The organism is Nitratireductor basaltis (genome assembly GCF_000733725.1).
Classification (GTDB): domain Bacteria; phylum Pseudomonadota; class Alphaproteobacteria; order Rhizobiales; family Rhizobiaceae; genus Chelativorans; species Chelativorans basaltis.
On record NZ_JMQM01000002.1, the window covers coordinates 121216 to 133977 of the forward strand.

The 12762-nt window shown below is 60.5% G+C and carries 13 protein-coding genes and 1 tRNA gene; 3 read left to right on the top strand and 11 right to left on the bottom strand.

Translation table 11 applies throughout. From position 1 onward, the window contains the following. Nucleotides 1–66: 66 nt before the first annotated feature. From EL18_RS12980 to EL18_RS13005, 6 genes are all read right to left on the bottom strand, one after another. Nucleotides 67–684 carry a ribonuclease D gene (locus tag EL18_RS12980; protein WP_036485127.1) on the bottom strand — a complete coding sequence of 206 codons (618 nt, stop codon included), beginning with the start codon at nucleotides 682–684 and terminating at the stop codon, nucleotides 67–69. Further along, nucleotides 681–1199: a GNAT family N-acetyltransferase gene (locus EL18_RS17385; protein ID WP_051914247.1), complete on the bottom strand. Its 519-nt coding sequence runs from the start codon at nucleotides 1197–1199 to the stop codon at nucleotides 681–683. Before EL18_RS17385 ends, EL18_RS12980 begins: the two co-directional genes overlap by 4 nt. Then, nucleotides 1189–2577, bottom strand: coding sequence for a dipeptidase (locus EL18_RS12990; protein WP_036485128.1), 1389 nt, complete (start codon nucleotides 2575–2577; stop codon nucleotides 1189–1191). The genes EL18_RS17385 and EL18_RS12990 overlap by 11 nt, the downstream gene beginning before the upstream one ends. Before the next feature lie 93 nt (nucleotides 2578–2670). Then, entirely contained in the window at nucleotides 2671–3669 is a 999-nt protein-coding gene (locus EL18_RS12995; protein WP_036485129.1) for a BMP family lipoprotein, read from the bottom strand. Nucleotides 3670–3802: 133 nt separating this feature from the next. Next, a complete protein-coding gene (gene msrA, locus EL18_RS13000; RefSeq protein WP_036485130.1) occupies nucleotides 3803–4474 on the bottom strand; it encodes a peptide-methionine (S)-S-oxide reductase MsrA in 672 nt (223 codons plus the stop codon). Nucleotides 4475–4521: 47 nt separating this feature from the next. After that, complete coding sequence (locus EL18_RS13005; protein WP_036485132.1) at nucleotides 4522–4845, bottom strand: hypothetical protein; 324 nt, start codon at nucleotides 4843–4845, stop codon at nucleotides 4522–4524. A gap of 211 nt (nucleotides 4846–5056) precedes the next feature. Here EL18_RS13005 and EL18_RS13010 point away from each other — a divergent pair. After that, nucleotides 5057–5146: transfer RNA gene (locus EL18_RS13010), tRNA-Ser, on the top strand. 338 nt (nucleotides 5147–5484) lie between these two features. Next, nucleotides 5485–6321, top strand: coding sequence for a protein NO VEIN domain-containing protein (locus EL18_RS13015; RefSeq protein WP_036485134.1), 837 nt, complete (start codon nucleotides 5485–5487; stop codon nucleotides 6319–6321). Nucleotides 6322–6373: 52 nt separating this feature from the next. On the opposite strand, the gene EL18_RS13020 is transcribed toward EL18_RS13015, so the two are convergent. The 4 genes from EL18_RS13020 to EL18_RS13035 are packed head-to-tail and all read right to left on the bottom strand — an operon-like array spanning nucleotide 6374 to nucleotide 10817. Continuing rightward, nucleotides 6374–7693 carry a TRAP transporter large permease gene (locus EL18_RS13020; protein WP_036485138.1) on the bottom strand — a complete coding sequence of 440 codons (1320 nt, stop codon included), beginning with the start codon at nucleotides 7691–7693 and terminating at the stop codon, nucleotides 6374–6376. A 3-nt stretch (nucleotides 7694–7696) separates the two neighbouring features. Continuing rightward, complete coding sequence (locus EL18_RS13025) at nucleotides 7697–8236, bottom strand: TRAP transporter small permease (protein WP_051914249.1); 540 nt, start codon at nucleotides 8234–8236, stop codon at nucleotides 7697–7699. Nucleotide 8237: 1 nt separating this feature from the next. Beyond that, on the bottom strand, nucleotides 8238–9287 hold the full coding sequence (locus EL18_RS13030) for a TRAP transporter substrate-binding protein (protein ID WP_036485140.1): 1050 nt from the start codon (nucleotides 9285–9287) through the stop codon (nucleotides 8238–8240). A gap of 33 nt (nucleotides 9288–9320) precedes the next feature. Beyond that, nucleotides 9321–10817 (bottom strand): FAD-binding oxidoreductase, encoded by a 1497-nt coding sequence (locus EL18_RS13035; protein WP_051914251.1) that lies wholly within the window; start codon nucleotides 10815–10817, stop codon nucleotides 9321–9323. Nucleotides 10818–10946: 129 nt separating this feature from the next. Here EL18_RS13035 and EL18_RS13040 point away from each other — a divergent pair, with 129 nt between their 5' ends. Next, complete coding sequence (locus EL18_RS13040) at nucleotides 10947–11639, top strand: GntR family transcriptional regulator (RefSeq protein ID WP_051914253.1); 693 nt, start codon at nucleotides 10947–10949, stop codon at nucleotides 11637–11639. Nucleotides 11640–11854: 215 nt separating this feature from the next. Here EL18_RS13040 and EL18_RS13045 read toward each other — a convergent pair whose 3' ends face one another. Then, a complete protein-coding gene (locus tag EL18_RS13045) occupies nucleotides 11855–12577 on the bottom strand; it encodes a LuxR C-terminal-related transcriptional regulator (RefSeq protein WP_341872067.1) in 723 nt (240 codons plus the stop codon). Between the last annotated feature and the right edge of the window lie 185 nt (nucleotides 12578–12762).

Genomic DNA, 12762 nt, shown 5'->3' on the forward strand with positions numbered 1-12762 from the left:
CCTGCGGGCTTAAGGGGCTCTTAAGACATAATTATGAGCGGCAACAGGCTGCGGATAATGCAGGCATCAGCTATGGGCGAAGATGTCCTGTTCGTCCCAGCCCATGAGATCGATCCTGGAGCGAGTGGGGAGAAAGCGGAAGCAGGCTGCGGCTTCTTCCGTCCGCTCTTCGCGCGCAAGCCGGAACTTCAGCGCGTCACGAAGGCCGTGAAGATAGAGCACATCGGATGCAGCATATTCGAGCTGCTCGGGAGTGAGCTTCTCGGCTGCCCAATCGGAGGACTGCTGCTGCTTGGAGATACTGACGCCCAGAAGCTCGTTGCAGATGTCCTTCAGCCCGTGCCGGTCGGTATAGGTGCGGGTGAGCTTGGAAGCGATCTTGGTGCAGAATACCGGCTCGGGCATGACGCCGAAGGTATGGTAAAGCACCGCGAGATCGAAGCGGGCGAAGTGGAAGAGCTTGGTGATATTCTGGTCACCCAAAAGCTTCTGCAGGTTCGGCGCCTCGCGCTGACCCTTGTCGATCTGCACAATATCCGCGGTTCCGTCGCCAGGTGACAATTGCACAACGCAGAGCCGGTCGCGAAGAGGGTTGAGTCCCAGCGTTTCGGTGTCGATGGCCACCGCCTCGACATCGTAGCTGGAAAGGTCTGGCAGATCGTTGCGGTGGAAGCGGATTGTCATGCTCGATTGTCTCTGTTTCGTCTGAAGCTGCGGGGGCCGAGCCATTTCATCATGATGATCGCGTCGGCACCGTCGTCGTAATTTCCCTTGCGGGACCCGGTTTGGCGGAAGCCCATGCCCGTGTAAAGGGCCTGAGCCCGCTCATTGTCGGGACGTACGAACAAACGGATCACCGGGCGGCGGGCCTGACTGCATGCTGCCTGCAACAGGATGCGGCCGATCCCCTGCCCCTGCGCTGCCGGTCCAACGCCGATTAAGTCCACACCCGTCCAGGGACGCAGGCCCCGGTCGCGCAACAGGCAGAACCCAACCGTTTCGCCGTCTTGACGTGCAACCAGGACCGTGGCGGCCTCGCTCGCGATGGCTTCTGAGAAATTGCCTTCGGTCAGCGAATTCGGGTCACCGGGGAACAGCAGATCCTGCATCGCAAGAACCGCATTTGCGTCGTTGATGCCAGCAAGGGAGACCTCGATGCCTCCCTCGCTGAAAATTGTCGTTCGACCGTCAGACGCCATTCTTTGCCAACGCATCCAGAATGCGTGCCCATGAACGCTGCCCCTTATGGAAAGAGGAAAGCTCGTATTTCTCGTTTGGAGAATGAATGCGGTCATCCGAGAGGCCAAAGCCGACCAGCAGCGAATCCATGCCGAGCAGCCTCTGGAAATCGCCGACGATCGGAATGGATCCGCCCATGGCGATGGTCACGGCTTGCGTGTTCCACTCCTCGCTCAAGGCCGTCTGGGCGGTAGTCACCAGCGGTGACGTGTATGAGAGCTGGATCGCAGGTGATCCGCCATGGGGATGAAATTCGACCGAGCAATCGGAAGGGATACGCTCTTCGACGAATTTGCGGAAGCTTGCACGGATTTGGTCGGGGTCCTGGCTGTGCACGAGGCGGAAGGAGACCTTTGCATAGGCTTCCGCCGGGATAACGGTCTTGAAGCCTTCGCCCGTATAGCCGCCTTCGATGCCGTTGAACTCGGCCGTCGGACGGGCCCAGACCAGCTCAAGTGCGGTACGACCCTTTTCACCGGAAAGCTCCGAAAGACCGATGGGCCCGAGCATTTCGCTTGCGCCCTGGCCGAGAGCCTTCCAGCTCTCAAGCACGTCGTCGGGCGTTTCTTCGACGCCGTCGTAGAAGCCTGGTATGGTGACACGGCCATCCTCGTCATGGATGTCCGCCAATATCTTGGACAGTATGCGGATCGGGTTTGCGGCAGCACCGCCGAAGAAGCCTGAATGAAGATCGCGATCAGCGGCCTTGACCGTGATTTCCTCGCCCACCAGTCCGCGCAAACCGACACATATGGCCGGTGTCTCACGGTCCCACATGGCCGTGTCACAGACCAGCGCGAAATCGGCTTTCAGCTCTTCGGCATGAGCCTGCAGAAACGGCTTGAGGGACGGTGAGCCGGATTCTTCCTCTCCCTCAAAAAGGATCGAGATCTTGCAGGGGAGCTTCCCATGCACCGCCTTGTAGGCACGGCAGGCCTCGACGAAGGTCATGAGCTGGCCCTTGTCATCGGAGGAACCGCGACCGGTGATGATCTTGCGCCCCGGCTCCACCTCCTTCAAAGCCGGCTCGAAAGGGTCATCCTCCCAAAGATCGAGCGGATCCACCGGCTGGACGTCATAGTGACCATAGAAGAGAACATGTGGCCCTTCACCGTCATGATGCGCCACGACCATGGGGTGCCCGGGCGTCTCGCGCAGACTCGCGTCGAAACCTATCGATTTCAGATCCTCGACCAGCCAGTTGCCTGCCTTGCGACATTCGTCGGCAAAGGCCGGATCGGTAGAGATGGAGCGAATGGAGAGGAGCGCAAAGAGCCGTTCAAGGCTGGCGTCCAGATTCTGGTCCAGGGTCGAGAGTACGGCGGAGATATCAGACATGGGAGCCTCACGAGAAAGGATCGATGCAGGCCTTGCCTGCCAAAACTGAAAAAGGGCCGCAAGCGGCCCTTTTCCGAAAGGTTCAGATGAAGCTTACCAATAGGGGCAGCTGTTGTCGTCGAGGAAGTTGTGAACCTCGATCTCGCCAGCGATGATCTTGGCCTTCGCGTCTTCGGCTGCCTTCTTCATCTCGTCGGTGATGAGGCTTTCATTGTGCTCGTCCATCGCATAGCCGACGGCATCTTCCGCCAGGCCGACATTCTGCACGCCGTAGTCGAACTCACCATTCTTCGCATCCATGAAGGAGCCATAGACGGCGACATCGACCTTCTTGACCATGGAAGTCAGGACGCTGCCGGGGTGAAGTGCGTTCTGGTTGGAGTCGACGCCGATGCCAAGCTTGCCTGCATCGGCCGCGGCCTGAAGCACGCCGACACCCGTACCACCGGCTGCGTGATAGACCACGTCAGCGCCCTGGTCGATCTGTGTGCGGGTGATCTCGCCGCCCTTGGTCGGATCATTCCAGGCCGAAGGCGTGTCGCCGGTATAGTTGCGAATGACCGTCACGTCCGGATTTGCGGCCTTTGCACCACCGACATAACCGCATTCGAACTTGCCGATGAGAGGCACTTCCATGCCGCCGACGAAGCCGACCGTACCGGTTTCGGAGGCCATGGCTGCCAGAAGACCAACAAGGTAGGAACCTTCCTGCTCCTTGAAGGTGACCGAGCGCACATTTGGCTGATCAACCTTGTCGTCGATGATGGTGAAATCCACGTCGGGATATTCAGGAGCAACCTTGTTGAGATACTCAACCCAGGTGAAACCGGCCATCACGATGGGATTGTGGCCGCGCTCGGCGAAGCGGCGAAGCGCCTGCTCGCGCTGTGCGTCGTTGGAGATTTCGAACTCGGCATATTCCACGCCGGTTTCTTCCTTGAAACGCTCGGCGCCCATATAGGCCATTTCGTTGAAGGACTTGTCGAACTTGCCGCCCAGATCGAACAGCAACGCCGGGGAGAACTCCTCCTGCGCCATGGCCGTGCCGGTCAATGCGGTAGCAGCCAGAAGGCCGAGAACAATACGCTTCATGTGATCCACACCCTGTCGGTTACATCTTCGAGAACGGGCACGTGCCCGCTGCAGGCGGGAGTTCAGCTCCCGCTCGGGCAATACTGTTGCACGTGTGGTTGTAAAATTCACGCGGAATTTTATTGCGCGCTGCTCATTCCCCAGCCGCGGCAGACGAGGGTGCGGGACAGACGACGCCGGTGCCTTTCAGGCCGCAATAGCCGCCCGGGTTCTTGGCCAGATATTGCTGATGTTCCTCCTCCGCATAGAAGAATTCCGGCGCTTCACGAATCTCGGTAGTGATACGGCCGCCGCCGGACGCATCCAGCGCCTTCTGATAGGCGGCGCGGGAAGCCTTTGCCGCTTCGGCCTGTCGAGGACTGGTCGTGTAGATGGCCGAGCGGTAGGTGGTGCCAACATCGTTGCCCTGCCGCATGCCCTGGGTTGGATCATGTTCTTCCCAGAAGAGCTTCAGCAGGTCGGCATAGGATATCTCAGCGGGATCGAAGACCACTTTCACGATTTCGGCGTGGCCCGTCATGCCGGTCGTCGTTTCACGATAGGTGGGGTTGGGTGTGTAGCCACCGGCGTAGCCCACTGCCGTCACCCATACACCCGGCAGCTGCCAGAACAGACGTTCGGCACCCCAGAAACAGCCCATCCCGAAATAGGCGGTCTCCAGATGCTCCGGATAGGGCTCCTTGAGCGGATTGGCGTTCACATGGTGATGTGTGGCGGTCGGGATCGGCGCCTCGCGCCCAGCCAGTGCTTCTTCGCGCGCAGGCATCTTGCTCTTGCGCGACAGAAGATCGTTGAGAAAGAACATGGTTTTCTCCTTCATCCGCCATTCAGCGGTTCGAGGACTGTTTCGTCCTAAAAGGTCTCTGCTGCCATTCCGCGCACACGCCGGGGCGGGCGTGATGCCATATAGAATACAAGCGCCAGTGCGGCGAAAAGCAGCCAGCCCGGCAAGGCCATGAGCGAAACGAGCACGGGGTCCCAAATGAAGCCCATCCCGTTCTGCGTGAAGTAATTCTCCATCCCGCTCAGCATCTGCGGGAACCGGGCGTTCCAGCTTTGCATCAGCGACGTGACGCTCCATTCTGCCGTGGCGATGGAGCGGGTTGCATCAACTACCGCCATGATCACCGCGACAGACAGGGCGATCAGCGAAAAGAGATAGAGAATGAACCGCATGAGACGCTTTACCGACTGTTATCCTGTCCAACAAATAGGCCTGCCAAGGCCCCAAGACAATTGCGCATGCGCTTGAGCGCGTGATTTCGTGTGACTGACAAGGAAATGTCGCAAAGACGTCTTGGCATGAGCGGTCTTTTCGACTAGATGACCACCCGGACGCGTCATATGCGTCACCGGCAACGCGCCTCATCGGCGCTTCCGGATTTGCGGAGAGGTGGCCGAGTGGTTGAAGGCGCACGCCTGGAACGCGTGTATACGGGCAACCGTATCGAGGGTTCGAATCCCTCTCTCTCCGCCATCACCCCTGTTGCGAACCCGAATACAGGTCCCTCGCGGGGCCTTTTTCCTTATGTGCCAAAGAAGTTTGCAGGAGCCATCCGCCCTTCGGAGACTGGCCTTGCGCGCGAGATCGGTCTGGACCTTGGCCACCGTCTCTTTCCGTTCTGCAAGACGCATTAGAAACTTTAATATCATTTAACGAACTCACGAGATCGCGCTGAACCGGCATCTTGCTGTTTTCAGCTTGTTCCGGCGCAGGTGGATACGCAACACGGACGGATTGGGGTTCGCGTGGCTTTGGGGGTCTTGTGTGAAGTCTCTGATGACAAACGCAGTTTCCGTCCCTAGCCTGGCGCAATGTCGAACGGGCCTTGGACAGATCAAGAGAACGACCTGATCGTCGCGGATTACTTCGCGATGCTGGGCGACGACGTCTCTGGGCGTCCCTACAACAAGGCCGAGCACCGGCGCGGGCTTCTGCCGCTGTTGAACGGTCGCTCCGAGGGATCGGTCGAGTTCAAGCACCAGAACATCAGCGCCGTGTTGAAGGGGCTGGGTGAGGACTGGATCCCGGGTTACAAACCTGCCTTCAATTTCCAGATGACGCTGGTGGATGCCGTGGCACGATGGCTGGCGCTGAACCCGGCCTGGCTCGACCGCCATTCGGGTGCAGGAGCGCCGACTGGTCTGGCAGAGGCGCAGCCGATCTGGATCGGGCCGCCGCCGACACTTTCGAACCAGCCGCCGCCGCAGGAACTGGAGCAGATGCTTCATATCGCCCGCAAATTCGATGTCGCGGCGCGAGACGAGCGAAATCGCGCCCTCGGCCGTGCCGGTGAAGAGCGCGTTCTGGCGCACGAACGTGCTGCCCTGAAATCAGCAGGCCGCGAGGATCTTGCGCGCAAGGTCCGGTGGGTGTCGGAGGAGGATGGCGATGGTGCCGGCTACGATATTGCCAGTTTCGCGCCGGATGGTCGTCCGCGCCTGATCGAGGTGAAGACGACGAATGGTTGGGAGCGCACACCCTTCCACATCAGCCGCAACGAGCTGGCCGTGGCCGAGGAACGGCGCTCGGAATGGTCCCTGTTCCGCCTGTGGAACTTCGCGCGCGAGCCGAAGGCGTTCGAGCTGCACCCGCCACTGGACGCGCATGTCACGCTGACCGCTACGTCCTTTCAGGCGAGCTTTTATTGAGGGTCAGCGAAACGCCCGCTGACCCTGCTCCTGCCATGCCTGACCTGGGCCGTCAGACCCAGACCTTTACCAGCCAGTAGCTGAGAGCCGGAAAGCTGATCAGCAGGGCGATGCGGGTGAATTCGGAAATGATGAACGGTACGGTCCCGCGAAAGATCTGGCTCCCGGGGATGTCCCGGGCGATGGCCGCGATGATGAACAGGTTCATGCCCACCGGCGGCGTGATCATGCCCACCTCGACCACGACCAGCGTCAGGATGCCGAACCACAGCGCCTGGAATTCCGGCGTCAGCCCGAAATCGAGGCCCATCATCGTGGGAAAGAATACCGGGACCGTCAGCACGATCATGGACAGGCTGTCCATCACGCAGCCCATGACCAGGTAGAACAGCACGACCATCAGCAGCACGGTCATCGGGGCAAAGTCGGACAGGGCGAAATAGTCGGCCAGTGCTGTCGGCAGCCGCGACAGGGCCACCGCAACGTTGAAGATGTCGGCGCCGAAGATGATGACGAAGATCATCGCGCTGGCACCTGCTGTGCCGATCAGGCTTTCGACCAGCCCCTCAAGAGTCAACGTGCGTGACAGAAGACCGGCGGCGGCGGTCAGGACCACGCCGATCGAGGCGCCTTCGGCCGGGGTGAAGAACCCGCCGTAGATCCCGCCCAGCACGATGATGAAAATGCTGACGATGTGCCAGATCTCGCCCAGGCTGCGGATACGGGTGCGCAGCGGCGCCTTGTCCTGCCGCGGTGCCTGTTCGGGATAGATGCGGACGTAAACCGCAATGGCAATGATGAAGCCGATGACGGCCAGGATACCCGGGATCGTGGCGGCAAGAAACAGCTTCACGATGTTCTGCTCGGTCAGCAGCGCGTAGATGATCAGCACGATCGACGGCGGGATGAGGATGCCAAGTGTGCCGCCCGCCGCCAGCGAGCCGGCCGCCAGGGCGTTGCCGTAATTGTGTTTCTTCATTTCCGGAAGCGCAACGCGCGCCATCGTGGAGGCGGTCGCTATGGACGATCCGGAGATCGACCCGAACATTGCACAGCCCGCGACGCCGGCCATCGCCAACCCGCCGCGCCAATGCCCGATCCAGGCGTTTGACGCACCGAACAGCGCGGCCGAAATTCCTGTCCGGGTGGCCAGGTGGCCCATCAGGATGAACAGCGGGATGATGGCAAAATCATAGGACAGGAACTTGTCCGGCCAGGCGCTCGCGAGGTAGGCCTGAAGTGCGGCGGGGGACGAGATCGCCATGTAGCCCGTTCCGCCGATCATCGCCATGGCCAGTCCGATGGGCGCGCGCAGTATAATGGCCAACAGCAGACAGATCGTCATGACGATGGCGATGGAGATGGGTTCCATTGATCAGACCTCTGCGCCGGGCAAGGCAACGTCGTGGAGAATGAGGAGTTGGCAAAGCGCGATAACGCAGGAAATGCCCGAACCGATAATCGATGGCACATAGGCCCACCACAGCGGCAGCCGCAGAAGCATCGAGCGGTCCCCGTAGTCCATCATGTCCAGCATCCCGTGAACGGTGAAGTAGCACAGCAGCGCCCAGCCTACCGCGAACAGACCCAGCCAGAGTCCATCAAGGGCAGCGGTGGCGCGGGTGGGAAGCCATGTGGTGAACAGGTCCACCATGACATGGTTCTTGGTGACCTGGCACAGGGGCAGGAACAGGCCGGCAGCAAAAACGCAGGACATGCTTACCATCTCGAAATCGCCACGGATGCCGCCGATGCCGATGTTGCGCATCATCACCGAGATGGTCACGGTCAGTGCCACGCCGAAGATGACCGCGCCGCCCATGGCGGCCGACAACCGGGCAAGCCGTTCCAGCCACACCAACAGGGGGGCGTTTCCGCCCCCCTGCCGTGGCCAGATCGCTGGCCAGACACTCATCTCACTCACCCTGATCGAGCAGTTCGTTTGCCCGGGCAAGGATTGCTGCGCCGTCGTGACCTTCAGCATCCAGCGTGGCCTGCCAGTTGGCATAAACCTCCTGGGAAGCGTCGCGCCACCGGGCTATTTCCTCTGCCGGGATCTCCACGATCTCGTTGCCATTCGATTCGACGACGTCGCGCCCGACAGCTTCGAATTCATCGTAGGTGCGGCCGATGCGGCGGGACAACTCCAGCCCGCTGTTGGCGTCGATGACGCCGCGCAGGTCGTCCGAAAGTCCCTCGTAGGCACCCTGGTTCATCAGCAGGATATTGGTGTTGGCGTAAAGGCCGCGGGCACCGGGCGCGGCTTCGCTGGACACGCGGGTCAGTTCCTGCAGCTTGAAGGCGGGCACAACCTCGTAGGGCAGGCAGCAGCCGTCGATGACGCCATTGGAAAGGCCCACGACCATTTCGGTCACCGGGAAGAACACCGGTTCTGCGCCCAGCTTGGACAGCAGTTCGCCCATGCCCGCATTGGGGCTGCGGATCTTGCGCCCGGCCAGGTCGGCCGCCGAGGTGATCGGTGTCTCGCGCATGTGCAGCTTGCCCGCGTCGTGAGACCAGAATGCCAGCGGCTTCATTCCGGGGAATTCGTCCTGGCCGAACTCCTCGACCAGCTTATGCACGGCAACCGAGGTCTTTTCACCGTTGGTGACGAGGAACGGCAGGCCCATGGTTTCGGCGACCACGTAGCGTCCGGTGGTATAGGTCGGCAGCGCCCAGGCGACGTCGACGACGCCGTTGCGGACCTGCTCGGCCAGCTGCGGCGGCTGACCGCCCAACTGCATTGCCGGGAAGATCTGCACCTCGATGGCGCCATTGCTGGCCTCGGCCAATTCCCGAGCCCAGGGCTCGAAGAACTGCGTATGCATCGGCGCCACGGCCGGCAGGAAGTGGTGCAGCCGCAGCGTGACCTCGGCCGCCCTAGCGCGGGTCAAGAGGGCAGGCGTGGCAAGGGCCGCGCCCATGCCGGCCAGCACGTGGCGGCGGTTGGGTTTCGTGAATGTCATAATGGGTCTCCTCCCCGTTACATTGTCAGATAGTCATGGTTGCCAAGATCTCCCCGTACCGACCTCCGTGGAGGCAAGCGGGATCAGCTTGCCCGGGTTCATCAGGTTCTGCGGGTCCAGCGCGGATTTGATACGCCGCATCACGGCCAGCTGGCCGGCGTCCTTGTATCTGAGCATCTGGTCCAGCTTGCTCTGCCCGATGCCATGTTCGGCGCTGAATGATCCGTTGAGGCGGGCGACCTCGTCCATGATCGCAGCGCGCATCGCGTCCATCGGCAGATCGGCGGGATCCTGGCCTTCAGCGCCCATTACCGCGTAGTGCAGATTCCCGTCGCCAAGGTGCCCGATCACCAGCGAGCGGAAGCCAAACCGCGCGGCTTGTTCCTTTGCCGTCGCAACGAAGGAAGAGAGATGCTTGAGTGACAGCGAGATGTCGAAGATTTCGGCCACGCCGGCGTGGGTGATCCCCTCGAGAACCATTTCCCGCATTGTCCACAGATCCTGCCGCTGCTGATCGTTGCGGGCGATGGTGGCGTCCAGGATCAGCTCCTTCTCGACCAGATCGGCCAAGAGGGTCAGCACGTCAACCTCCAGCGCGCGGGCGCCTTCCTCGTTGAGCTGCGCATCCATTGGTCGGCTGGACGCGACCTCCAGCAGGATACCGATCTCGGCGGGACCCTCCAGCGGCGAACGGATCGCCGGATTGTAGGTGCAGATCGCGTCGATCACCGGCTGCGGCATGAATTCAAAGGCCTCGACTGCCCCGCCGGTGTGGTCCTGTACCCGGTGCAGCACGGTGAGAGCGGCATCGAGGTCGCTCACGGAAAGAAAGGCCGTCGTGCGGACAAGCGGCTGCGGCAGGGTTTTCAGGGTTGCGGCGGTGATGATGCCAAGGGTCCCCTCGGCACCGATCAGCAGGTTGCGCAGGTCGTATCCGGTATTGTCCTTGCGCAGGGCGGACAGTCCGTTGACCACCGTGCCATCCGGCATCACGGCCTCGATCCCGAGGCAGAGGTCACGGGCGTTGCCATAACGCAGGACGTTGGACCCGCCGGCATTGGTGGACAGGGCTCCGCCAATCATGCAGCTGCCCTTCGCGCCGAACATCAAGGGAAAGGCCAGGCCAGCCTCGGCGACCGCGTCCTGCAATGTCTCCAGAATGCAGCCCGCTTCCACAGTGACGGTGCGCCCGACCCTGTCCATCTCGCGTATCGCGGTCATCCGTTCGAGCGACATGACCAGCGCAGCGCGTTCCCTCATCGGCACGCTGCCTCCGCACAGGCCGGTGCGGCCGCCCGCTGGCACAACGGGGATCCCGTGTCCCGCACACAAGCGCACGAGGTCGGATACCTCAGCTGTGCTGGAAGGGAGCGCCACGGCAAGGGGTGTCCGGAAGTAGGCCCCGGACCAGTCACGGCCGTAGGGCTTCACCGCATCTGCGTCTTGAAGGAAGTGACGCGGACCCACGACACCGATGCAGGCTTCGAAAAATGCGTCCAGCGTGTCGGCTTTCGGCTTGGCGACAGACATAACCTCTCCCAAGGGCCTCCTCCGGCCCTGCTCCTGAAACTACCATGTTACATGTTAAGTGCAGAAGTCAATCAACTTGTGCTATGGAGCAGACGGTGATTTCTTCGATCACTCTGAAAGGGGTTGTTCATGAAGCCAATTCCGGCCGCACCGTCATTGATGATGCAAACTGCCGATCGGATACGCGAAGCGATTATCCGAGGTGAGCTGAAGCTCGGTTCGAAGGTGTCGGAGCAGCGGTTGGCCGATGTGCTGCGTGTGAGTCGGTCCCCGGTGCGCGAGGCGCTGGCCGTGCTTCAGATGGAGGGGCTGATCAACGTGCTGCCAAAGCGCGGGTCATTTGTGTTCACCCCTGATTTAAAGATGGTCTCCGACCTGTGCGATCATCGCGCCGTCCTGGAGGCTGCCTGCCTGAGGTTTGCGATCCGCGACCACCACGACGTATTGATGAAGAAGATCCGGCATGGTCTAGACGACATGCAGCGCGCCATCGATGCAGGGGACAATATCGCCTATTCCTTCGGTGACATGACCTTTCACAAGTCGATCGTGGAGAGCAGCGGCAACCGTTCGATCGCGTCGGCCTATACCCGGACGATCGGACCGCTGATGGCGGTGCGGACAGACATCATCAAGTCCAACAAGGCGCATATGGACGTTTCCATGCACGACCACCTCGAACTGGCGGCGGCCTGCGCGGAGAAGGATATCGACAGGGCCGTTGATATCGCCACCCGGCACATCATGCGCCTGCCAGCTTCTTTCGTGACCATGCTCGAGAATGACTCAAGCCCCGCGCCTCGTGAGTTGTCGCAACTGTGAAGCACGACCGCGTCATCTTCCGTACGCAAATCCTGATAAGCAATCTGCCCCTGATCGTCTGCTGATCGGGGTTCCTGCAACATCCCTTGTACTGGGAGGCTTGATCCGGGCTCCGCAACTTCGACCAGCGCATTTCCCGCTCACTGCAAAATGCATGCAGGCAGAGCGGTTGTTGCTGATGACATCCGCCGTGGAGCAGCCTTGGAGGCCCTGATCTATGACAGAAAGTGCTGGTGCTCCAATGCCATGTTCCGCTGCGCGGCCAACACGACCTCCACACGGTTTCGAACATGCAGCTTCTGCATCAGAACCGTCATGTAGTGCTTGACCGTTTTCTCGCTGATCGTCAGCGTCTGGGCGATTTCACGGTTCGTCTTCCCCTGCAGCAAAAGCTTCACGACCTGCTGTTCACGCACGCTCAGAGGACTGTGCTTGTCCGATCGCTCCTGCATCGAGGCATTGCGCAGTGCCATGATCACGCGTGCTGCCATTTGTTGTGTGATGTAGGTTTCACCCTTCATGACTGAACGCAGCGCGAGAACAAGATCCTCCAAACGGCTGCCTTTCAGGACATAGCCGCTGGCGCCGACCTCCAGGGCCTTCACAGCCTGCTCGATATCGTCCGACGCGGTGAATATCAGGATCTTTACTTCCGGCTTCTGTTTGCGGAAGCACCGGATTGCCTCGAAGACATCTCCGGGCATGTCCAGATCCAGAATAACGGCTTGCGCTCCGGAATCGAGCGATATCTCGACTACTTCGGCTGCGCAGCATCCCTTGGCGACGACATTGTAATCGTCCATGTCAGAGAAAAGACCAACCATTCCCTCCAGAAGAACAGGATGGTCATCAAAAAACGCCAGATTGATGACCTGCATTTGATCACGCTTACCCCCATACAAACACCTCCCCACCACCACGGAACATTTTAGGCGCATAAAACCTTCCCGTAAACGTAATAACTAACAAATAGTAAATACGGGCAAAACTGTTCCGTCGGGATCAAGTTTACGCGGCACTATATTTCAATGAACACCATCAGACCTTGGTCCAATACCTGATCCGACCTTGGTCGCTGCCTCTTCATTGGACCATGGTGGCAGTTCGCCCCCGACTTTGCGCG

Bases quoted from the DNA above. Each gene is read 5' to 3' on its own strand.
- EL18_RS12980 (WP_036485127.1), bottom strand. From the start codon at position 684: ATGACAATCCGCTTCCACCGCAACGATCTGCCAGACCTTTCCAGCTAC.
- EL18_RS17385 (WP_051914247.1), bottom strand. From the start codon at position 1,199: ATGGCGTCTGACGGTCGAACGACAATTTTCAGCGAGGGAGGCATCGAG.
- EL18_RS12990 (WP_036485128.1), bottom strand. From the start codon at position 2,577: ATGTCTGATATCTCCGCCGTACTCTCGACCCTGGACCAGAATCTGGAC.
- EL18_RS12995 (WP_036485129.1), bottom strand. From the start codon at position 3,669: ATGAAGCGTATTGTTCTCGGCCTTCTGGCTGCTACCGCATTGACCGGC.
- msrA (WP_036485130.1), bottom strand. From the start codon at position 4,474: ATGTTCTTTCTCAACGATCTTCTGTCGCGCAAGAGCAAGATGCCTGCG.
- EL18_RS13005 (WP_036485132.1), bottom strand. From the start codon at position 4,845: ATGCGGTTCATTCTCTATCTCTTTTCGCTGATCGCCCTGTCTGTCGCG.
- EL18_RS13015 (WP_036485134.1), top strand. From the start codon at position 5,485: ATGTCGAACGGGCCTTGGACAGATCAAGAGAACGACCTGATCGTCGCG.
- EL18_RS13020 (WP_036485138.1), bottom strand. From the start codon at position 7,693: ATGGAACCCATCTCCATCGCCATCGTCATGACGATCTGTCTGCTGTTG.
- EL18_RS13025 (WP_051914249.1), bottom strand. From the start codon at position 8,236: ATGAGTGTCTGGCCAGCGATCTGGCCACGGCAGGGGGGCGGAAACGCC.
- EL18_RS13030 (WP_036485140.1), bottom strand. From the start codon at position 9,287: ATGACATTCACGAAACCCAACCGCCGCCACGTGCTGGCCGGCATGGGC.
- EL18_RS13035 (WP_051914251.1), bottom strand. From the start codon at position 10,817: ATGTCTGTCGCCAAGCCGAAAGCCGACACGCTGGACGCATTTTTCGAA.
- EL18_RS13040 (WP_051914253.1), top strand. From the start codon at position 10,947: ATGAAGCCAATTCCGGCCGCACCGTCATTGATGATGCAAACTGCCGAT.
- EL18_RS13045 (WP_341872067.1), bottom strand. From the start codon at position 12,577: ATGCGCCTAAAATGTTCCGTGGTGGTGGGGAGGTGTTTGTATGGGGGT.